Annotated in this window: 25 protein-coding genes and 1 pseudogene; 8 read left to right on the top strand and 18 right to left on the bottom strand. The window is 62.2% G+C overall.

Annotation, left to right across the window (positions count from 1 at the left end):
• Positions 1 to 65 precede the first annotated feature (65 nt).
• The 3 genes from AC0L3S_RS28290 to AC0L3S_RS28280 are packed head-to-tail and all read right to left on the bottom strand — an operon-like array spanning position 66 to position 1,839.
• The gene (locus AC0L3S_RS28290) at positions 66 to 593 is read right to left on the bottom strand and encodes a hypothetical protein (protein ID WP_473282792.1); all 528 of its coding nucleotides are present in this window, start codon (positions 591 to 593) and stop codon (positions 66 to 68) included.
• A 44-nt stretch (positions 594 to 637) separates the two neighbouring features.
• Positions 638 to 1,177 carry a hypothetical protein gene (locus AC0L3S_RS28285; protein ID WP_473282790.1) on the bottom strand — a complete coding sequence of 180 codons (540 nt, stop codon included), beginning with the start codon at positions 1,175 to 1,177 and terminating at the stop codon, positions 638 to 640.
• Positions 1,174 to 1,839 (bottom strand): hypothetical protein, encoded by a 666-nt coding sequence (locus tag AC0L3S_RS28280; RefSeq protein WP_473282788.1) that lies wholly within the window; start codon positions 1,837 to 1,839, stop codon positions 1,174 to 1,176. The genes AC0L3S_RS28285 and AC0L3S_RS28280 overlap by 4 nt, the downstream gene beginning before the upstream one ends.
• A 217-nt stretch (positions 1,840 to 2,056) precedes the next feature.
• On the opposite strand from AC0L3S_RS28280, the gene AC0L3S_RS28275 reads away from it, so the two are divergent.
• Positions 2,057 to 2,314: a hypothetical protein gene (locus tag AC0L3S_RS28275; RefSeq protein WP_473282786.1), complete on the top strand. Its 258-nt coding sequence runs from the start codon at positions 2,057 to 2,059 to the stop codon at positions 2,312 to 2,314.
• A 91-nt stretch (positions 2,315 to 2,405) separates the two neighbouring features.
• On the opposite strand, the gene AC0L3S_RS28270 is transcribed toward AC0L3S_RS28275, so the two are convergent.
• The 8 genes from AC0L3S_RS28270 to ligD form a co-directional block, all read right to left on the bottom strand.
• Entirely contained in the window at positions 2,406 to 2,597 is a 192-nt protein-coding gene (locus AC0L3S_RS28270; protein ID WP_473282784.1) for a hypothetical protein, read from the bottom strand.
• Positions 2,598 to 2,759: 162 nt separating this feature from the next.
• Positions 2,760 to 3,704, bottom strand: a complete 945-nt coding sequence (locus tag AC0L3S_RS28265; RefSeq protein WP_473282782.1) for a 5'-nucleotidase — start codon at positions 3,702 to 3,704, stop codon at positions 2,760 to 2,762.
• Between the two features lie 10 nt (positions 3,705 to 3,714).
• Positions 3,715 to 4,431 (bottom strand): SOS response-associated peptidase, encoded by a 717-nt coding sequence (locus AC0L3S_RS28260; protein ID WP_473282780.1) that lies wholly within the window; start codon positions 4,429 to 4,431, stop codon positions 3,715 to 3,717.
• Complete coding sequence (locus AC0L3S_RS28255; protein ID WP_473282778.1) at positions 4,432 to 4,881, bottom strand: hypothetical protein; 450 nt, start codon at positions 4,879 to 4,881, stop codon at positions 4,432 to 4,434.
• A gap of 28 nt (positions 4,882 to 4,909) precedes the next feature.
• The gene (locus AC0L3S_RS28250; RefSeq protein WP_473282776.1) at positions 4,910 to 5,263 is read right to left on the bottom strand and encodes a hypothetical protein; all 354 of its coding nucleotides are present in this window, start codon (positions 5,261 to 5,263) and stop codon (positions 4,910 to 4,912) included.
• A 164-nt stretch (positions 5,264 to 5,427) separates the two neighbouring features.
• Positions 5,428 to 6,168, bottom strand: a complete 741-nt coding sequence (locus AC0L3S_RS28245; RefSeq protein ID WP_473282774.1) for a type II toxin-antitoxin system VapC family toxin — start codon at positions 6,166 to 6,168, stop codon at positions 5,428 to 5,430.
• Positions 6,165 to 6,671, bottom strand: coding sequence for a hypothetical protein (locus AC0L3S_RS28240; protein ID WP_473282772.1), 507 nt, complete (start codon positions 6,669 to 6,671; stop codon positions 6,165 to 6,167). Before AC0L3S_RS28240 ends, AC0L3S_RS28245 begins: the two co-directional genes overlap by 4 nt.
• A gap of 5 nt (positions 6,672 to 6,676) precedes the next feature.
• The gene (gene ligD, locus AC0L3S_RS28235) at positions 6,677 to 8,494 is read right to left on the bottom strand and encodes a DNA ligase D (RefSeq protein ID WP_473282770.1); all 1,818 of its coding nucleotides are present in this window, start codon (positions 8,492 to 8,494) and stop codon (positions 6,677 to 6,679) included.
• A gap of 416 nt (positions 8,495 to 8,910) precedes the next feature.
• Here ligD and AC0L3S_RS28230 point away from each other — a divergent pair, with 416 nt between their 5' ends.
• A complete protein-coding gene (locus AC0L3S_RS28230) occupies positions 8,911 to 9,072 on the top strand; it encodes a hypothetical protein (RefSeq protein WP_473282769.1) in 162 nt (53 codons plus the stop codon).
• Between the two features lie 72 nt (positions 9,073 to 9,144).
• Here AC0L3S_RS28230 and AC0L3S_RS28225 read toward each other — a convergent pair whose 3' ends face one another.
• Positions 9,145 to 9,357: a hypothetical protein gene (locus tag AC0L3S_RS28225; protein WP_473282767.1), complete on the bottom strand. Its 213-nt coding sequence runs from the start codon at positions 9,355 to 9,357 to the stop codon at positions 9,145 to 9,147.
• Between the two features lie 571 nt (positions 9,358 to 9,928).
• Between AC0L3S_RS28225 and AC0L3S_RS28220 the strand changes: the two genes are divergently transcribed.
• Positions 9,929 to 10,177, top strand: coding sequence for a hypothetical protein (locus tag AC0L3S_RS28220; protein WP_473282765.1), 249 nt, complete (start codon positions 9,929 to 9,931; stop codon positions 10,175 to 10,177).
• A gap of 80 nt (positions 10,178 to 10,257) precedes the next feature.
• On the opposite strand, the gene AC0L3S_RS28215 is transcribed toward AC0L3S_RS28220, so the two are convergent.
• Positions 10,258 to 10,887: a LabA-like NYN domain-containing protein gene (locus AC0L3S_RS28215; RefSeq protein WP_085350375.1), complete on the bottom strand. Its 630-nt coding sequence runs from the start codon at positions 10,885 to 10,887 to the stop codon at positions 10,258 to 10,260.
• 404 nt (positions 10,888 to 11,291) lie between these two features.
• Positions 11,292 to 11,771: a response regulator gene (locus AC0L3S_RS28210; RefSeq protein ID WP_473282763.1), complete on the bottom strand. Its 480-nt coding sequence runs from the start codon at positions 11,769 to 11,771 to the stop codon at positions 11,292 to 11,294.
• 807 nt (positions 11,772 to 12,578) lie between these two features.
• Here AC0L3S_RS28210 and AC0L3S_RS28205 point away from each other — a divergent pair.
• The gene (locus tag AC0L3S_RS28205; protein ID WP_473282761.1) at positions 12,579 to 13,496 is read left to right on the top strand and encodes a sensor histidine kinase; all 918 of its coding nucleotides are present in this window, start codon (positions 12,579 to 12,581) and stop codon (positions 13,494 to 13,496) included.
• On the opposite strand, the pseudogene AC0L3S_RS28200 reads toward AC0L3S_RS28205, so the two are convergent.
• Positions 13,433 to 13,567: pseudogene (locus tag AC0L3S_RS28200) on the bottom strand (LabA-like NYN domain-containing protein); the annotation flags it as partial. The gene AC0L3S_RS28205 and the pseudogene AC0L3S_RS28200 sit on opposite strands and share 64 nt — an antisense overlap.
• 244 nt (positions 13,568 to 13,811) lie before the next feature.
• On the opposite strand from AC0L3S_RS28200, the gene AC0L3S_RS28195 reads away from it, so the two are divergent.
• Positions 13,812 to 14,243 (top strand): RNA polymerase sigma factor region1.1 domain-containing protein, encoded by a 432-nt coding sequence (locus tag AC0L3S_RS28195; protein ID WP_473282759.1) that lies wholly within the window; start codon positions 13,812 to 13,814, stop codon positions 14,241 to 14,243.
• 174 nt (positions 14,244 to 14,417) lie between these two features.
• Here AC0L3S_RS28195 and AC0L3S_RS28190 read toward each other — a convergent pair whose 3' ends face one another.
• Positions 14,418 to 14,864, bottom strand: coding sequence for a nuclear transport factor 2 family protein (locus AC0L3S_RS28190; protein ID WP_473282757.1), 447 nt, complete (start codon positions 14,862 to 14,864; stop codon positions 14,418 to 14,420).
• Here AC0L3S_RS28190 and AC0L3S_RS28185 point away from each other — a divergent pair.
• Positions 14,863 to 15,015, top strand: a complete 153-nt coding sequence (locus tag AC0L3S_RS28185; protein WP_158091544.1) for a hypothetical protein — start codon at positions 14,863 to 14,865, stop codon at positions 15,013 to 15,015. The genes AC0L3S_RS28190 and AC0L3S_RS28185 overlap by 2 nt on opposite strands.
• A gap of 151 nt (positions 15,016 to 15,166) precedes the next feature.
• Positions 15,167 to 15,382: a DUF6894 family protein gene (locus tag AC0L3S_RS28180; RefSeq protein ID WP_085350381.1), complete on the top strand. Its 216-nt coding sequence runs from the start codon at positions 15,167 to 15,169 to the stop codon at positions 15,380 to 15,382.
• A 202-nt stretch (positions 15,383 to 15,584) separates the two neighbouring features.
• On the opposite strand, the gene AC0L3S_RS28175 is transcribed toward AC0L3S_RS28180, so the two are convergent.
• Positions 15,585 to 15,815, bottom strand: coding sequence for a hypothetical protein (locus tag AC0L3S_RS28175; protein ID WP_369725724.1), 231 nt, complete (start codon positions 15,813 to 15,815; stop codon positions 15,585 to 15,587).
• A 566-nt stretch (positions 15,816 to 16,381) separates the two neighbouring features.
• Here AC0L3S_RS28175 and AC0L3S_RS28170 point away from each other — a divergent pair.
• Entirely contained in the window at positions 16,382 to 17,131 is a 750-nt protein-coding gene (locus AC0L3S_RS28170) for a Crp/Fnr family transcriptional regulator (protein WP_240543995.1), read from the top strand.
• A 317-nt stretch (positions 17,132 to 17,448) separates the two neighbouring features.
• Here the strand turns inward: AC0L3S_RS28170 and AC0L3S_RS28165 are convergent, their stop codons facing one another.
• A complete protein-coding gene (locus AC0L3S_RS28165) occupies positions 17,449 to 17,718 on the bottom strand; it encodes a DUF6894 family protein (protein WP_473282753.1) in 270 nt (89 codons plus the stop codon).
• Positions 17,719 to 17,801 lie beyond the last annotated feature (83 nt).

Genomic DNA, 17,801 nt, shown 5'->3' with positions numbered 1-17,801 from the left:
TGCAGCCTCCATCCTTGGCACGGCGACGCGAATCTACTGCGAATCTATGATTGCGAACTTGTGACTCAGGACACTAGAGACATCACCGCAGAAGCCGGATCTCGGTGGCTCCGCAGGCGGCTCAGAAGCTCGCCGAGCGGCATCGAGCCGTCGTCGGTGAGCGCGCCGAAGATCTGCAGGCGCAGCCCAGCGTCGACCGGCCGACGGGCGTACTCGAAAACGGTCCTGGCATTAGTGCAGCGGGGCTCGCGTATGATGTCGGACTCTGTCCGCACCAACGGACGAAGTCCCAGATCGAGCAAGGCCTGCGCAATCATGAGACGCTGAGCTATTGAACGGCGGGGCCTGGCCTCAACGATGTCCAGAAAATAGCGGCAATCGTCGCGTTCGATGACGATGGCGTCGACGTCCCATGTCGAAGGCGCGGGAGGAATGGCCGGCAGATATTCGATCGATCGGACCGCCGGATCGAGCGCAGCTTGCAGCAGCGCGTCCCTCACTAAGGGATGCCGCACCGGGATAGATCCATCGCACTTCACGGATACGAACTGGCCCACTTGGGGCAGGCGCTCGCTATTCTTTTTGATGGCCATGCTCAGTACTCTCTGCGCGTTCTTCGGGTAGACACGATGCATAATCATCCGAGAGGCGCCTTGGCCGTCGGATTTGCCGAGGTCGGTAGATCGAGGAAGGCATCCGACTCCCAATCGTATCGGGAACGGAGGAGAACAGGGCGCTCCCTCACGACGCCTCGCCGGAGAAAGACGTCGCGACCGGCGACGATCGGAACGGGCGTGCCACGCTGGTGAAGTTTGCAGAGCGGTGCGAGTACGAAGTCGGTGGCGAACAACCGGCCCTCAGCACCGCAATCGATGCATGCGCTTGCGGAGCGGGCCTCGGCGAGACCAATCGCTTCCTCGATCTGGAGAACCTGTCGTTGCGGAATCTCGGACCTGCTACTCCAATGAGTGCGCAATACACCATGCTCGCAGACCATGTGAGTGAAGTAGATAGAGCCATCGGTCGCTGCAGCTGCCACCCGTTCGACAAGGCGCGTCACGATCTCCTGCCAACCCGGGGCGCAGCGGGGGTATCCCGGTGCGAACGCCACTCCCCTGAAACGCCGGACGAAGAGAGTGGGATATTTCTTGATGAGCAGTCCTTGCCAGGTACTCATGTCGTGCCTCCAAGTATTAGTTTCATCAATTCCGCAGTCTTGCGCCTCCTCAAGGAGCTTGCGACCGCGCGATCCGAGCGACGAGCCACCCAGGCGTCGAGATCCAGCGAGGTTGAAAGGTCGCAGTAGAGGACTCGTTTGCAGATTAGATTGCAGACAATCGGCACGATGTTTTGTTCACCGACGGCATGACCCAATTCGCGAGCGCTGAGACGCTCTCCTTCAAGAACCCGTTCAATCCGCGCGCGGAGGTAGCGGCCGACATTGAGCGCGTGGTGTTCCCAAATGCGCTCGCAGTGCCGGGCAAGGGGTTGCGCACAGATTAAAAGGGCGTCGATTGCGCGTAGCGTGATGTGGTGCTGATCGAGCGCAATCAGCAGCAGCCCCTCAGTATCAATATCGCGGTCATCGCGCTCGTCCACGATGTCATATGCGACTAGGCCATCGTCGTGCTCAGCTACCAACATCCGGACGTCGACGTCTTCGCCGGCGAGGGGGAGGGAGGCGACAAACCTTAAGGAGCGGACCCCCGGGTCCAACAGCAGTTGGACGGCCAGCCTCCGGCAGTTCGATTCATTCCCGTCGCCGAGGAGCGCGCGGCCGGCGACCGAAAGCAGATCGATCGACCGTGAGGGACGAGAACTCAGTTTTGCCTGCGTCACAAATCGTCTCCGATTGTACCGGGAGAGATCTATCGGCCGGGCCGCCATCCGGTCCGCGCGTCCAAACAGAGCAGGTGACAATCTAAGAGTCAAGATAGTTAGCTATCTAGCTCGTGAGCGGCCGGGATCGGGAGAGGCTGATTGGGGTGTGGATATCTTGGGTTTTTCCGAAAATCAGTACTTCCGTCGGACTCGCCACGATGCTAGAAAAGTCTAGATGGTCAGCTATCTGGCCGCGGAGGGCCAACAGGTGCGCGAGCCAAAAAAGAGGGCGTCTAAGGCGCGGGCGAGAGCAGACAAGCGGAGCCAACTCTTGATCTATATGCACCCCAACATAATCCGACGGCTTAAGCTTGCAGCGCTCGCGAGGGAGCAGCCGGCATACGAACTGGCCGAAAAGGCGATCGACGAATGGCTGAAGAGCCATCAGGACGAAATTCGGCAAGGGACGGCGAAGATATCACGTGGCGAATAGGAGAGGTGGTTATCCTCGGCAACATGATCCAGGCGCGGTACACCGGAGAGTGGTGGCGCTCAGGTCGTCGGGCACCTCGCGAACTTCCGGATCAGCTTGGCTTGGCTGAAGTCACCGCTGGACGGGTCTCCGGTCCGGGAGAACGCGACGGCCCGGGCGTGGCCGACAGCGCCTCGGCTCGCATGGCGGCGTTGGCGCTCAGGCATTCCGCTATCTCGCTGCCGGCCACGCCGCCGCCGGTGAAAACGAACGGTGGAGCGACGTAATAGATCACCTCAGACATCCGCCTCATCCATCCTTGCGTTCGCGCGGCGTGCCTCTCGGCCGGTTGCTGTCGTCAAGCGAAGCCGCACAGTAAGCCGCAAGCCGAAGCTAGGACGGAACGTTGAAGGAGGCGGGGTATCGATGATGCACGCCGCCCCTCCGGATGCCGATTGGTACGGCATCAGAGACCCGCCGGAATTACTGGCTCATCGGGATCGTGCGGGCCGGGGACGTGGCCTGACGGCACGACTCCGGATGCGCCGAGGACGTGCTTTATCTGGTCATCAAAGAAAATGTGCGCGCCCAGCGCCTCCAGTATCGGCCCCTTGGAGCGGATGCCAACGAAATGTGCTTCGTCCGCCGGCGTTCCCCAGTCCCGCAGCGTGTGCACAACACGGGCGTGGGCTGGCGCGTTGCGTGCCGTCACGATCGCAATTCGAACCCTGCTGACGCCCTTATCGTTCATGAAAATCTGTCGCAGGATCGAGAGCTTTCGCAGGAATTTGCCGAACGGTCCGCCGGACATCGGCATTTTTGCATTCTCCCGTTCGTGTGCCAGGAAGGCTTGCAATCCGTGAGCCTTGAAGATCTCGTCGGATTCGGCGTTGAACACGACGGCGTCTCCGTCAAACGCGAAGCGAACTTCGTCGCCCGGATCTTCCTGGCGAGCCTGGGGAGCCGTGCCGAGCTTCGCTGCGGCGGCCCCCGCATCTATCGCCGCCCGCACATCGATCATTTCGTTCGAGAGAAAGAGATCCAGCTCCCACGCCGAAATGAAGGGGCCAAGCGACCGGCCGCTGGTGAAGCTCCCGGCCTTAATCCCGAGTCCGTACCGGTCGATGGAATTAAAGGCCCGAAGCGAGAGGTCGGGTGAATTCCGCGAAAGTAGGAACACCTCAACGTACGGCTTTTGGTCTGGCTCGTTCAGCCGCAGAAGCCTTTGCACGACCTCGAAGCCCGGTCCTTTCTCGATGAGAGTGTCCTCTCGCTCGAGCTGCAGCGCGGAGTAGGCCTCGACCCCGTCGTTCTCGAAGACGGCGTGCTCCTCTTCGAGGTTGAAGAGGGCGCGGGTCGAAATGCCTATCCGCAGCGGGTGCGATCTGAGGGTCTCGCGTATGTCGGTCATGAGGTCTCGTCTACCCAACCTTGTCTTCCTTTGCACCCCGGGCGACGATCCGCAGCGCCCCGTCCGGAAGTGGCCGCTGCAGCTTCAGCGCGTCGTCCGGAGGCGCGGTCATCCAGGTGTCGACCTCGTCGGGCGTCGTCAGGATAACGGGCATCGCCTTCGGATGGATGGCCCCCACCTCGGCGTTCGGCTCGGTCGTCAGGAACGCATAGAGGTCGTTGGTGGTCTCGCCCTCCTTGATCTTACGGACCGACGTCCAGTTGGTCCAGATGCCGGCGAAGCAGAGCAGTGGTCGGGTCTCGTCGAGCGCGAACCAGATGTCGCCGCCCTCGGCCTTATTGAACTCGCTGAAGCTGTTGAACGGCACCACGCAGCGGTTCTCCGGAGCCAGCCATCGCGTCCAGTGTTTGCTCTTCACGTTGCGGATGTTGGTCGTGCCGCCATCCGGCTCCATCCGGAGCAATTCCTTGAAATCGACGGTCTTGCCCTTCGCTTGCAGCTTCTCGGCGCGCTTCTTGGTGGCGTCCATCAGCGCTTTCGAGGAAGAAGGCATGCCCCAGCGCGCGGTGACAAGCTCCCGGCCGTCGGCGCCGGTCCGGACGATCGGGGCCTTGTAGTCCGGAAACACGCCCGGCATCGCCGCCAGATTGCCGACGTAGCGGTTGACGACGCGAAACAGCGCGCTGATGGCGGCTTGGTTGGTGGTGATCGAGTAGAGGTTACACATTCAGGCTTCCGGATCCGGGTGGCGGGCTCGTTGCGACAGCTGTAGCAGCGTGGCCGGCGGGCGGCGATTGGCCTTGGCGCACTTGCTGCAGCGCAGACGGCCCGCGAGGTCGTGCACGAACGTGGTCGGTGGATGGCGCAGGGCGGCCATGTCGACGTCCCGCCTGGTCCTGCAGCGTGAGCATTCGATTTCGAGCCAGGCGTAGCCGCCGCTGATGGCCTGATCGACCGTCGGCGACGGGTCGACCGGGCCTCCGTCGGCCCACATGCGCTCGTTCCATGACTCGCAGAGCAGCTTGTCGGACTGCCGGATCAGGGCCTCGCCCTTGGCTCGTGCCTCGGCGGCTTGCTTCGCCAGGATCGTCGTCATCGCCCGGGACCGGCCAAGCTCCTTGGCGAGCGCCTTGCGGTCTCCGCCGGAGAGGGGCGTCGGGTGGTGCTTCGGTGCCATGGCAGCATCCAGTTTCGGCCGACGGCGACTACTCGAATGCGGGCCAGCAGCCGTCTTCCTCATGTCGTCCCGTTCGCCGGGCGCAGGTGTTGTCCAGCAGTCGCTGACCGACATCCCGCCAGAGCGCGTCCCGACCGTAGAGGCGGGTGGCATCGACCTTCTGGATCTCCACGGTCCTGCCGCAGCGGCGGCACCCCACCCTCAGGAGATGTTGAGGAATCTGGCTCAGCCGCTGCGCCCCGGCGGCGAAGGGACGAGATTCCGCACGCGGGTCCTCCAAGAGTGCCCGCCAGTATTCGGCCGGGAGGTCGTCTGCCGGTCCTACGGCCGGCGCTGGCGAGGTTTTCAGGCCGATTTCGGGTGAGGAGGCGAGTTTCTGCATCTGCTGCCTCCTGGGGAAGCGCCAACCGGCGGAATGGTTTGCCATGATCTTTGAGAACATAGCAAGAACACGGTGGGAGTCGAGTCCTCCGTGGCGGGGAATGGTGGGCATGTCGGCCGGAAATGTCGGAACCGCGCTGCCTCGTACAGACAGTCAGCCGAGGCTCATCCGTCATCCGTCGATCGCTTCGCGTCCAAGTACACCTGATCGACACATCGTTGCACCGGACCCGGGTAGTCTTGCTCCACCCAGGGCTCATCGGCGAAGCGAACGTCCTCGATCCTCGACAGCCGAACGCAGATCCAGCTGGCTTGCCCCGGACGGTTCGTGCTCGAACTTGCCTCCACAAGGAGGGCGAATGCGCGCTCCTCGCCGGCGGCGTGGCCCGGGATGTAGGGGCACACCGTCTGGCGCTCGCCGTCATGGCTCACGCGAACGGGCCGGCGTTCAAGGAGCGCTTGCTTGAGCGCAAGGAAGGTTTGGCTGTGCCCTTCGCTCAGGATCTGGAACGGTCTCTTGCGACCGCGGCCGGGTCGGTACGCTGCGAAGTCCGGGTTGAAGGTCGTTGCTTGGGTGATCCCGATGCGCTCCATCAACGCGAAACTCGTGCGGTCGACGAAGGAGAAGCTCTCCTCCCGGGAATTCCTCTCGATCTTCCGAGCCGCTTCTAGATCGGCGGCAATGACGGGTTCAATCCGAACGCCGGGATCCCGCAGCTGTTCCCAGAAGATTTCCGCAACCTCGGCGTCAAACTGCGCCTTCAGAAGCTGCCATGTCTCGACTAGCACCAGGTCCATCGTGAGGTGCTGGTCGATGCTCCGGAGGATCGACTTGGCCCGCTCATTCCGAGCATCCCGCTTGGCGGCCGCAGCGAACCAGACGGAGGTGTCGACGAAGGCACTCATGCGCGCCACTCCTGAACCGGGTACTCCCAAATCTTGCCCGTTGGATCGTTCTCCTCAAGCCATTTTTCCGCGACTTTGATCGACGCAAAGAGCTTGACCCAACCGGGGTCTCCGATCGCTCTGGACGCCGGATCGGGCGAATAGAGCCAAACCGACCGCTGCACTCGACCGCCGTCCACTTCGTATTCCCAAGCAACGGCTTCGGGATCGTTTGCCTCGAGGCACCTGTCGGCGACCTCGGCAGACGCAAACACCTTCACCCATCCGGGCGCGGCTATCGTGCGCGTCCTGCCGTCCTGATAGTCGTCGAGGTAGAGCCATACGGTTCTGCCCTCGCGGCGAGCTTGATCATGGCTGCGGACCACCTCGTTCACCCTCTGCCGGTCGGAGCGATCGGCCACAGGCAGCGACATCACGGCGGCGTAGAGTTCGGCAGGAATGCTGCGTCTGTCACCGGGAGCTTTGTGGCGCCATTCCACCCATTGATCGAATGCATCCGACATTTGGCTCACCTCCTCGGATTGGCGCGGAATGGACTGACCATGGTGAAGGCATCCGGCGCGATCCCGCTCTCTATGCGCTTCCAGGTCACGGGCGCTGCGATGGGAAATTCCTCTCGGGCTCGCGGCGAATAGGTCCCGATCGCGGTGGTCCCCCGGCCGTTACGCAGATAGTCCAGGAACATGCGGCCGCGACGTTTGGCCTGGGCGGACAGGATGTACCGATCTGGGTCACGCGCGGCAAAGGCCGAGACCAGCTGTTGCGCGATCCGGTGGGCCTTATCGTGCAGCACCGGCTGCTCCAGCGGCGCCATCAGATGGATCCCCTTGCCGCCGGTGAGCTTGGGCCAGGTCTCCAAGCCTTCCCGTTTCATCAGCGTGCGCAGATCGAGCGCGGTCGCCACGACAGCATCCCATTCGACGCCCTCTCCGGGATCGAGGTCGATCACGATGCGGTCGGCATGTTCGAAGTCCTCGACGGTCGCATTCCACGGGTGCAGCTCGACGGCCCCGATCTGGACGAGCCCAAGGAAACCGTCCAGGCTGTCGATCCACAGCCGCGTTCCTTGGCCGCCCTCGCGCTTGTGAATACGAAGCTGGTGCACGGCGGCCGGAATGTCCTTCGGCAACGGACCCTTGTGATAGAACGTCGTGCCGTGCACGTGCCGCACCAGCTTGAGCGGACGATGCCCGAGGTGCGGCAGCGCCTTCTTCCAGACCCTGGTCCAATACTTGGCGAGTTCTTCTTTCGACGGAGCAACGGCCTCGGGCAGAAGCTGCAGGATGTTCTCGCGGGGGACGCCCAGCTTCGGCCGACCGGCTACGGAGGGCACCAGTCGCGGCGCCTTGACCTTGCGCACCGCAAGATCATCGCGAAAGCCCTTGAACACGGCCTCGCGAAGCAGGCCATCATCGGTCAGCGCGCCATATTGGACCTCGATTTCGAGGGTGGGCTCGACCCAGGTCGCCTTCGGCTTTTTGACCGCCACATCGAGCGGAGAACTCTTGCGGATCAACGGATCCAGCCGCTCCCGCAACTCGGGCGCCGTCGTCTCGGTGTAGCCGGTGCGGACCTTGCCGGCGTAGAGCAGCTTGCCGTTCTCGTGCCGGCCGACATAGAGCGAGGCAACCTTGCGCGGTCGCGCCCCTAACTTCTCCACGAACGCGACGATCGGAAAGGTCTCGCTCTTCTTGCACTTGAGCTTGATCCAGCTCTCCTGCCGCCCCGAGCGGTAGGGCTCGCCGAGCCGTTTGGCGACGAGACCTTCGAGGCCCATCTTGCAAGCGTTTTCGAAGATCTGCTTGCCGTTCGCCTGAAGCCCTTCGACATAGATGAAGGTTTCGGGTGCGCCCTTCAGAAGCCGCTGCAGCAAGCGCTTCCGTTCCTCATAGACAACGCGGCGCAGGTCGTAGCCGTCGAGGTAGAGGAGATCGAAGGCGTGGTAGCGCACACGCTCGCTTTGCTTCGGACCGAGCTCTCGCCTCAGCTGCTGGAAGTCCGGCAGCCCGCCACTGCCGTAAACCACGGCCTCGCCGTCGATAATGGCGCTGCTTGCTTTGAGCTTGCCCGCGTTCGCGGCGATGGACGAGAACTGTTCGGTCCAGTCGAGCCCCGTGCGCGAATAGACTTTGGCGTCGCCGTCACGCAAATGCAGTTGCGCGCGGTAGCCATCGGCCTTGATTTCATAGATCCAGTCATCGCCCGGTGGCGGATGGATCCGGAGCATGGGGTCGCAGGGCTCGATGAATCCTGGAATCGGAGTTTTGCTGGCGCCTTCGACACGCGGTACTCCCGAACGAGACTGACGCAACGCCAGGGAACACATGGCGATTCAACGCGGTCACGCTAATTCGTTCCATTCCGTGAAGTGCGGTTCCGCGCAACGCCAATCCGGTTCAGGTCTCGACGTACCAACCAAAAGGAGGTCGGCCGGCTCCACCGTCCTGCCTCCAGCGTAAGAAGACGAAGGCTCCGTCCGTCCGTCGACGGAGCAGATGCTCCCTCTGGAACGCTTCGCCGGCGTGTGGCAGGGCGATGAAGACCCGGTGAAACGGGGCGGCGCCACGTCTGCCGCAGACATCATTTCCGGTTGTTCTCGAAACAAGGTCGGGCCCTAGCCCGGCGGGGCCGCCGCGCCCTCCGGAGAGGCGACCTATCGATGTCGTCATCCTAAGACCACATGCACGTGGCACGATGACGCTCCGGTTTTAGAACGCTCGAAGGCGACGATGCAGCGAGGGAATGGAATTTGCGACGCCGCGCGAAGCGGACGCCTACGGCGCGCGCATCGCCTTCGAGATCGGCACCGATGACCGGGACTACAACGATGCCGAATTATCGGTCGTCGACGCGCGTGGCAACGAAATCGGTCGCCATCGGATTCACCGGCTGCTGCCGCATTGACACCCCGGCTCGAGACCGGCTGACCGAGGATGACGTGTAGCAGGGAAGGGCGCCGGCTTGACAACGGCCCTGTCAGGCCTCGCCCCGCCCCGAGAAGATGGAAGCCGGCGGCGTGGCGCGCGGCGTCGGCAGCGGCCGCTCGGTCGCTCCGGATCGCAAGGTCGGACTGCCCTTCGCATCGTACCGCTTGGCGAGATCCATGAGCCGACGTCGGGTGAACGGGTCGGCCTTCTCGGCGATGGCCCGGACCCGCTGCGCGAGACCCTGATAGAATTCCTGCTCCATGACGCACCCCCCACAACACCACTGCCGGACGTTGAGTACCCTGCGGTCGCGGAGTCAAGAAGCGCCGGCGACCCCATGCAACTTTCCGCGACCGCCTTGAGATCGCACCGTGCACAGACGTAGAATGGCATTGCGGGGGAAATCAGATGGCAGAGCTCTATCCGGCACGGAAGGCGTGCCCGGCTTGCGGCAGGCCGGTGAAAGCTGTGCCCGACGAAGCTGAGGCAGGGCGGCTGTGGTACGTCTGCACCAATTGCGATGATGACCCGCTGCACGACCCGACTGCGCGGAAGTGGGCGGAGAGCCCGTTGCCTCCGCCGGAGCAGTAGGTCGTTCGCTCGGACGTGGCGTCCGCCCACAGGAACGAGGCCGGCGGAATCCAGTTGGTGCGTCAGGCCTGGCGTAAATGCCTGGCCGGCGTGGCCCCGCCCCAAGCCCCCCAAAAGACCCCGGTGGGGCTACGCTATTGGACCTGTCGTCCGTTCGCGGAATTTTTCGTCATTCCTAACTTGCGTGAATTCCAGCTCCGCCGTCTCCATGCATGATGGCCGCATTGCTGGGGGACATCCCGATGCTCGATGCCGAAACCACCGCGCTGCTGCGCGCAGTTCTCGACGAAGTCTGCGAGAATGTTTCTCGTCATGAGACCACCGCTCGCACGCACGTCGCCTCGAAAATCCTCGAAGCCGCGACCCGTGGCGAGACCGCGATGTCGAACCTGAAGCAGGTCGGTCGCAGGGCCCTGGGCGCGGCGCCCATGATGTGGCCATCGCAGCCGAACAGCAGGCCGAGGCAGGAGAGCGGCGCGAAGAGCTCATGATCGAAGCTCGGTCGAGTGCGGAAAGGGACGCCCAAGAAGCGCCCTGCGATTTCGCGCGCAGGGCTGGTGAGCTCCATGACCTACGGAATGAGTTGGTCGGGCTCGGCGCGCGGCGGCGCGGCGGTGGTGCGCCGCAGCGGCGTACCACGGACGTCGCCCCGCTCGCGGGCTGGCGAGCGCTCGGACAGATCCCGGCCTATCTTACCTTGCAACTCCACCAGGTCGGTGAAGACGTCCGCCTGGCGGCGCAGCTCGTCGGCGATCATCGGCGGCCGGGTGACCATGGTCGAGACCACCGTGACCCGGACGCCACGACGCTGGACGGCCTCGACCAAGGAGCGGAAATCGCCGTCGCCGGAAAACAGGACCATCTCTTCGAGCTTGCCGGCGAGCTCCATGGCATCGACCGCGAGTTCGATGTTCATGTTGCCCTTGACCTTGCGCCGTCCGGAGGGATCGACGAATTCCTTGGTGGGCTTCGTCACGACGGTGTAGCCGTTGTAATCGAGCCAATCCAGCAGCGGCCGGATCGAGGAGAATTCCTCATCCTCCACGATGGCCGAGTAGTAGAAGGCGCGAAGCAGGGTACCCCGGCTCTGGAATTCGTTCAGAAGGCGCCGGTAGTCGACGTCGAAGCCAACCGTCCTGGAGGTGGCGTGAAGATTGGCGCCGTCGATGAAAAGGGCGATCCTACTGGGCGAAGGCGACATGTGGGCAGCCTGAATGATCCGATCGGAAGCATCGCTCCCGTCCGGCGAATGGTTTGCTCAAGCGATGGGAGTTGGGGTACGGGGCGGCCTTGGCCCGCCGCTCACTCGCATTCCGTGCAACCGAGCAGGAATCCGAACTCCGGACGCGAAGCTATATCCAATGCCTCGAGCTATCAAAGCCTTTTTCATTAACACTGAACCTCGGCCGCCAAGCAAAGACAAACGAGAGTCATGCCGCATCAGCTCCCGCTTTTTGAGATTCACCTGAGCCAGCGCCGCCGCACGTTTCAATGGTGTCTCTGCACGACTGAGGGCCGTCCGGTCATGCAGGGGGCGGAGGGCAGTCGGGTGGCGGCCAAGTACCAAGCAGATCGCGCGCTGTTTCTGATGCTGCTCGCTTCCGCCTACCGGCCGCAGCTGCCGGGAGCCGCCCGGTTCGAGTCGTCTGGTCGCGCGAATCCAGACGCATGATCGAAGGCCGGCAGACAACGCATTAGCGTTGGACTGATCTCCCCAGACGGCTCTCCCCTCAACTCGGCGAAGCTCGCCTGGCCATTCACGGCTCTGACGATCTCCGCGGGATCATAGGGCTTTTGCAGGAACAGACTGCCGGATACGGGGCGCGGCGCGACGGGCGAGAAGCCACTCGTGTAGATCACCGGGAGGTCGGGATCCCGCTCGCGGCAACGCTCGGCGATCTGCCAGCCGTCGACGCGCCCTGGCATCCTGACGTCGGTGACGAGCACGTCGGCGACCCGCTTCCCGCACCATTCCAGCGCGTCTTCGCCATTGGCCGCGTGGATGACCTCGTAGCCCTCCTCCCGCAGAGCCTCCACGACGAATTCGCGTATGAGGGGGTCGTCCTCGACGACGAGTATTCGCAACTGAATCCTCCTCGAAACCTCACATCTGATGCCATTCTGCGAAGTACCGAAGCTTTGGACCGTTCCCGCATCCCCGATCCGGTCGGCCGATCGAGCGGGTCTCGAGCGGGTCTCTTGAATTCACTCGGCGAGGGGCGTCTGGGAAGCCAGCTCCGCGCGTACCCGGTAATCGGCGAGCATCGGCCATCCGGTGCGGAACGGCCCTCCTCCAGGCGGCTTGATCTCCCGGAACGAGCAACTCGGAGAGGGACCATGAAGACGATGATGGCAATAGGCTGCCTATCCGTACTCGCCTTGGCCTCGCCGGCGGAGCCAAAGGATGCATCAAAGGGGCCATCGTCGGCGGGGTCGCCGGCCATATGGCGGGCCACGGCAAGCTTGGCGCCGCGGCGGGATGCGCGATCGGACACCACGAAGCCAACAAGCAGAACCAGAACAACTCAAACGCCCAGGCTCCCTCGGGGCAGAAGGAGCGCCCGGGCCCCCGGGCCGCGCCCCGAATCTCGGATCGCATTCGGTCCAGCTTCTTGGTCTGACGCTGAAGTGGAAGCTCGTACCGGCTGACCACGACCTCAGTTCTCACATGCTGGTCGGCAGAGACGCAAAGGTGCGGGTGATCGCCGCAGGTGAAAGCTGGTCCGTAGGCGAGCGTCGGATTCAGAAGCAATCTGTGGACCGGAATTGCTGCAGGCGCGAGCGGAACGGCACTTCGCGGGCCGTCGGTGTGAATTCCATGAACAAGCTCTTCCCGCTGCTTCTGGAGCACCGGATCCCGGATTGGCGAGGTGCTGCATATCCGCATGCATCATGCTCGTATGCGCCGTGGTGCAGCTGGCATTGCAGATGCAAACGGGGGCGCCGGGCGATTTCCTGCTGCTGCTGGGCGTGTTTGTCTCGGGTCTGATCTTCGATAGCGGATCGGGAATTTTCGCCGCGATCATTGCGGTCGGAGTGGGCATCTGCCTCAGCTATACCGGCAGTTTAGGGGTCGATTTCCTATCTACCAACGCGCTGTTCGCGATCACCGCCGCCGGGACCGCCGTCATCGCCGAGTTCCAGCGAACGGAGCTCCGCCGCGTCATGCTGGCCGACAAGGCCAAAGCCTTGCTGCTGCAGGAGTTGGCGCACCGGACCAAGAACAACCTCGCGATCCTCGGCAGCATGATCCGTTTGGAGGCAAGGCATGGCGGCCCCGAGCTCGCGCGCCCGCTCGATGCAACCGCACGCAGGCTGCAGGTGATGGCGGAGCTCTACGATCATCCGTCGCCGAAGCAGGACTCGCGCTCCGTCAATATGCGCTACTTCCTCAGCGAGGTCGTCGAAAAGGTTTTCCAGTCCTTGGCGCCTTCGGGGCCTGTCGCGTTCCAGGTGCTTTGCGAGGATTTCTCGCTGCCGCACGATCAAGCGCTCGCGATACTCGAATACGCCTTTCCGGACGAGAAGGCGGGCAACATGACGGTCGAGCTGTCGGACGGGGAAGCAATCGAGCTATTGGTCTCCGACAACGGCGCCGGCCTTTCTGCGTTAGCCGATCCGGGTGGATTGGGTTCGCGGATTGTGCAGCCCCTCGTGCAGCAGATCGAGGCGAGATCAGATACGAACGGCTCGATCCCGGACTGCGCGTCCGAGTGTGGCCGAGCGCTCGGTAGCCTAGTTTGGCGGCGGACCTTGAGCCGGCCGTACGGATCGACGGATTCGTTGGTCGCCTTCGTCACGACCGTGTAGCCGTTGTAGTCGAGCCAATCGAGCAGCGGCCGGATCGAGGAGAAATCCTGATCCTCGAGGGTGACCGCGTACTAGTGGGCGCGAGCAGATAGTGCGGCAGGCGCCGCTGTTGGTGCCAACCGCCGTCAACCTGGCGCTCATGGTCCTTGTGCTCGCCGCCGTGGAACTCGCTGGTCCTGATTCACGATCGTCGTGCTGGCGAGAAGGGGTAAGTGCATCCTGCACATTCGGTCCTCCACCGTACCATTATGACGAACGACTCGCTCCGGGCGGCGTTGTACCTGCAAACGTCGACATTGCTGCCCCTTTAGACGCATGAACCTCTCATCCGCCAATCAATCGCGAAAGGGCCTGCTTCGGGATCTAGCGGCCTTGGGCCAACTCCGGGGCGCATTGACAGTTGAGGAGATTCGAGAGGCGTTACCGATCGATCGCATGAGTGAGGAGGAGGTCGCAAGAACGATCGCCTATTTTGAAGAAAAAGGGATTGAGGTGGTGGTGGATCCGAAATTCCGGGGAGGTTCGGCCAAGGCTTCCCGCGAAGCACGTTTCCATCAACCCGCGGCGGAGCTGATCAACACGGTCTCGCCAGCAACTGATGGCTCGAACCAGCTGGTGCGCAGTCCGCCAGGACAACCGCTTCGGCGTCGGTATTTCGGCCGCTCCCGGGCAGCCACGGCGGCTGTTGTGTTGGCCTGCACGATCGTCTGCGTGTTGGCCGCCATCCTGGTCTGGGCGGTGCGGTGAGCACCTCCTGAGGGAAACTTACTTAGGGGGTTGCTGGCAGGTTCTTCGCAGGCGGTTCGAGAGACCGCGAACCCAATTCAACTGCTTTCGATCAATTTCGGTCCGCGGCCCGAATAGCCTCGGGCCGTGCCGGCTGGTGACCACGCTGAGCGTCGCCGCCTCGCGAACTATTAGTCATTTAGGTGGGAGTGCTTTGGGAAGGCCGGTGAGCATTCTGATTTTCCACACCCCGCCCTCGCGAACGTATGTTGCCGTCCAAAGCCCCGTCTCGCCAATGACTGCACCGGATGCAGCTCTTCCGCCCGTCTGATACTCACCCATTCCGATGATAGCGTCGACGCCAACCGGCGCTGCCTGCTTCACCGTGACCTCTATCCGCTCAATACCCGCTTTAAAGGCCTCAGCATAGAACTGAGCAACATCAGTGTGTGCGCCGGTAGGGCTCACGAACACTCCGTCTTTGGTGAAAAGACCGGCTATTCCAGCACTGTTTTGCTTGTCAAAGTTCTCTGTAAAAGCAACAGCAATTTTGACGACTTCCTGATTGCTCTGATCATCTGCAGCAGCTGCAGGGAGGACGAGTGAAGCCAGGATCAAAAAGAAGGCGTAAGACAATCGCATGGCGCTTCTCCTGAATCTAGAAAAAGGCCGCCCGCTCGGCGGCTGCAGAGCCTATCACGTGGCAATCCAAGAAGAACTGACGACGAAGGGCTTTGACTCAGTTTTGATGAAGTTCAAGCGCCGGCTTGCGTTGGTTCGCGGCGAAGACTGATCGGAGCTTTTTTGTCCGCGACCGTACCGAATTCCAAACCGCTCGAATTCAGCTCGCGTCTTAGCTGTGGTATGATTATGACGCTCCACCGCGACGCCGGATTGGTCTGGTCCGTGTTTATCACATGCTAACCTGAGCGAGGATCAATGTTGTGCCGCGATATTTCTTCCATATCGACAACCACAAACCTTTCAGGGACGACGATGGTGAAGAGCTGCCGGACGACAATGCAGCATGGCGTGAAGCGCTGCGGACTCTAAGGACGCTCGAAAGCAATCTCGATCCTGGGCAGCATTGGCGCCTTTCAGTGCGCGGCCCTAGAGGGCCGCTGTTTGACATCACTGTCGATACTGCACGCCTTGGCTGATCGGCATCGATTAGCGGTTATCGTTGAAGAAACCCAAAGTAGGTCGTCACTCTCCTTGTATATCATGAGGCCCTCTGAGGAGCAAAAAAGACAGCTTCCAAAAAGGCAGCTTACAACGAGCTGCAATCGCACCGTTCGCCCACCGCTCATTTGTCCAGCATTCGACCGGCACTCTGGCCAGGTTGCTCAGAGCTCGGTTCAACTAGTTTCGAAGGTTGGCCAACTTCCTGCGATTCCTCACCGCGCGATCGAGGGTCGCGAACATCCGAACGACAGCTTGTCGTGCGGCCGTTTGATAGGGGCGCGTGCTGAACGCAACAACGCGCGCCATCTCCAGCTTGACTTCTTCCGTCTTATAGATGTCGGGCAGAGATCGAAACGTCGCATCAATTGCCTCCTGCATCTGGTCCGCGATTTGGGTGTCGATCAACATCGTAGCCTCACTCTAGATCGTTCTGAACCGTTGGAGGGCGCGAACATTCAGCTCCAGCTTTGCCCGTTCGCTTGAATGACTACATACCAGCGAAACGGAGCTATGTCCTGCCTCCAGCTCCAAACTTGGTACGACGCCGTGCATACAACGCGTGTTAGGCGCGACGCATGCCACACAATGATGTCAGGCAGAGTGGATGGACTGGAGATGTTCGGAGCGAGCGCGTCAGCTGACGACGTGTAGTAGGAACATCGATAGCTTCTAGAGTCTGGCGGCAGCCCTCGGCTCGACGGCGACCGCCGACAGATTCCAAAAACTCGCCTGCATTAGGTCGGGGAGCTCTCCTTCCGCCTCGCTTGCGCCAAGTCTCGCGGGCAGCGGGACTTTATTAACAAACCGCAATCCCCACAGAACTTCAGTTGCCAGGCGACAGCGGCGATCTTGTATGAAGCTCGGCCGACAGGAACGTGGCCGATCCGCGGAAATCACCCGGGCTTGCGCTCGGACCGGATGTGAGGAATCATCGTCTGCGGGAAAGGTCCTGTAGTTGTGCTCGGAGGGACGCCTTGAACGAAGGAGCAATGTGGACGAAGGCGACCACTTCGGTGAAGCAGAACCGGCTGCTCGCGTTGCTTCCCGAAGAGGAACTCGTATCCATCAAGTCCAGGGCGGAGCGGGTGCGGCTTCGCCCTCGGCAAATCCTTCATCATTGGCGCTCCCCGCTCGAGCACGTCTACTTCCTGACAGACGGTCTGGTTTCCGTCGGCGGGAACGTGGGGGAGAACGAATACGTGGAAGCGTGGCTCATCGGCAGTGAAGGCGCCGTCGGCGCGATTCTTCTACTGACGGGCAGAGCTCAGGCAGCACCGCACCGCCGTGTTGTGCAGGTGGGCGGTTCCGCATTGCGCCTTTCCGCTCCCGACTTCCTTGAACTGGCAGATCGGCTTCCGACTTTCCGTCAAGTTCTTCATCGTTACCTTGCGGTTGTTATGGTGCAAACCTCTCAGGCGGGGGTTTGCAACGCAGTCCATTCGGTTAAGCAGCGGCTCGCACGGTGGCTACTGGTGGCGAGCCAAGGTTTGGACTCTCACGATTTGCCGCTCACGCACGATGTCCTCAGTAGGTTACTCGGTGTGAGGCGCGCGAGCGTAACTGAGTGCCTGAGCGAGCTGGAGGATCAGGGCGTCATCAGCACGCATCGCGGGCACATCGAGATCACGAACCCCGATCTCCTTCGGCAGACCTCATGTGCCTGCTTCCAGCTGATTCACCGCGAGTACGTCCGTCAGCTCACGAGTGTCGGACGGTGCTTGTAGCTAATGCCCGCTATGCCGTGCTTCAGGCGAGGCCGAGTTTGGAGGTAGAGCACCCGGCGAGCAGGAGAAGTTGCAAGCGCCTCGTGCGTTCATCTGGGGTAGGGCAAGCCGACGAGCGTCTTTTGCGTAAGGAGCGCTGCAGCCGCAACGCGGGCCCTTCGAAGATCTACATCGCCTGTTGAATGCCCCAGCCGCATCAGCAGGCTCTGCCTGGGCAGATTCAGGCGGCGGATGTTCGACTCGGACGCGCGAAGAACGCCTGGCGATGGGTTTCGGCCAACCGGTAAAATTCGGCGCCGCCCGTGGATCGAGCTGGACTACCGGCTGGAAGCAGGAAGGCGACTCCCCCGAGTCATGAAGCTCGGTCCGTCTGGGCGGAGACTACTTACCGTATCGAGGACGCGTTGCTCGTTCCTGATCCGAATTACGGGATGCGCGCCTGTGTCGGTCAGGATGGCCTCGCTAAAAGCCTCGGCCAGCTCATACAAGGCTTCCTGTCGGGCCGCAGCCTCGTTCGGGAGCACCATGCCCACGTGATCCAGCCTCACCTTGAGGCCCTCGCATTGGTCGAAGAAATAGCGCTGCATAGCGGATCAAAAACCAACGGTTCGCTCTCGGCGATTAGAACGCGGCCGCCCGCCAGCCGTTCGTCAGAATGGTACGCTGGAGC

The sequence above is a fragment of the Bradyrhizobium sp. Ken01 genome (assembly GCF_055807355.1).
Note: the sequence above shows the minus strand (reverse complement) of the source record. Positions and strands in the feature narration are given on the sequence as shown.

Bases quoted from the DNA above. Each gene is read 5' to 3' on its own strand.
- AC0L3S_RS28290 (WP_473282792.1), bottom strand. From the start codon at position 593: ATGGCCATCAAAAAGAATAGCGAGCGCCTGCCCCAAGTGGGCCAGTTC.
- AC0L3S_RS28285 (WP_473282790.1), bottom strand. From the start codon at position 1,177: ATGAGTACCTGGCAAGGACTGCTCATCAAGAAATATCCCACTCTCTTC.
- AC0L3S_RS28275 (WP_473282786.1), top strand. From the start codon at position 2,057: ATGGTCAGCTATCTGGCCGCGGAGGGCCAACAGGTGCGCGAGCCAAAA.
- AC0L3S_RS28270 (WP_473282784.1), bottom strand. From the start codon at position 2,597: ATGTCTGAGGTGATCTATTACGTCGCTCCACCGTTCGTTTTCACCGGC.
- AC0L3S_RS28265 (WP_473282782.1), bottom strand. From the start codon at position 3,704: ATGACCGACATACGCGAGACCCTCAGATCGCACCCGCTGCGGATAGGC.
- AC0L3S_RS28260 (WP_473282780.1), bottom strand. From the start codon at position 4,431: ATGTGTAACCTCTACTCGATCACCACCAACCAAGCCGCCATCAGCGCG.
- AC0L3S_RS28255 (WP_473282778.1), bottom strand. From the start codon at position 4,881: ATGGCACCGAAGCACCACCCGACGCCCCTCTCCGGCGGAGACCGCAAG.
- AC0L3S_RS28250 (WP_473282776.1), bottom strand. From the start codon at position 5,263: ATGCAGAAACTCGCCTCCTCACCCGAAATCGGCCTGAAAACCTCGCCA.
- AC0L3S_RS28245 (WP_473282774.1), bottom strand. From the start codon at position 6,168: ATGAGTGCCTTCGTCGACACCTCCGTCTGGTTCGCTGCGGCCGCCAAG.
- AC0L3S_RS28240 (WP_473282772.1), bottom strand. From the start codon at position 6,671: ATGTCGGATGCATTCGATCAATGGGTGGAATGGCGCCACAAAGCTCCC.
- ligD (WP_473282770.1), bottom strand. From the start codon at position 8,494: ATGTGTTCCCTGGCGTTGCGTCAGTCTCGTTCGGGAGTACCGCGTGTC.
- AC0L3S_RS28230 (WP_473282769.1), top strand. From the start codon at position 8,911: ATGGAATTTGCGACGCCGCGCGAAGCGGACGCCTACGGCGCGCGCATC.
- AC0L3S_RS28225 (WP_473282767.1), bottom strand. From the start codon at position 9,357: ATGGAGCAGGAATTCTATCAGGGTCTCGCGCAGCGGGTCCGGGCCATC.
- AC0L3S_RS28220 (WP_473282765.1), top strand. From the start codon at position 9,929: ATGCTCGATGCCGAAACCACCGCGCTGCTGCGCGCAGTTCTCGACGAA.
- AC0L3S_RS28215 (WP_085350375.1), bottom strand. From the start codon at position 10,887: ATGTCGCCTTCGCCCAGTAGGATCGCCCTTTTCATCGACGGCGCCAAT.
- AC0L3S_RS28205 (WP_473282761.1), top strand. From the start codon at position 12,579: ATGCTCGTATGCGCCGTGGTGCAGCTGGCATTGCAGATGCAAACGGGG.
- AC0L3S_RS28195 (WP_473282759.1), top strand. From the start codon at position 13,812: ATGAACCTCTCATCCGCCAATCAATCGCGAAAGGGCCTGCTTCGGGAT.
- AC0L3S_RS28185 (WP_158091544.1), top strand. From the start codon at position 14,863: ATGGCGCTTCTCCTGAATCTAGAAAAAGGCCGCCCGCTCGGCGGCTGC.
- AC0L3S_RS28190 (WP_473282757.1), bottom strand. From the start codon at position 14,864: ATGCGATTGTCTTACGCCTTCTTTTTGATCCTGGCTTCACTCGTCCTC.
- AC0L3S_RS28175 (WP_369725724.1), bottom strand. From the start codon at position 15,815: ATGTTGATCGACACCCAAATCGCGGACCAGATGCAGGAGGCAATTGAT.
- AC0L3S_RS28165 (WP_473282753.1), bottom strand. From the start codon at position 17,718: ATGCAGCGCTATTTCTTCGACCAATGCGAGGGCCTCAAGGTGAGGCTG.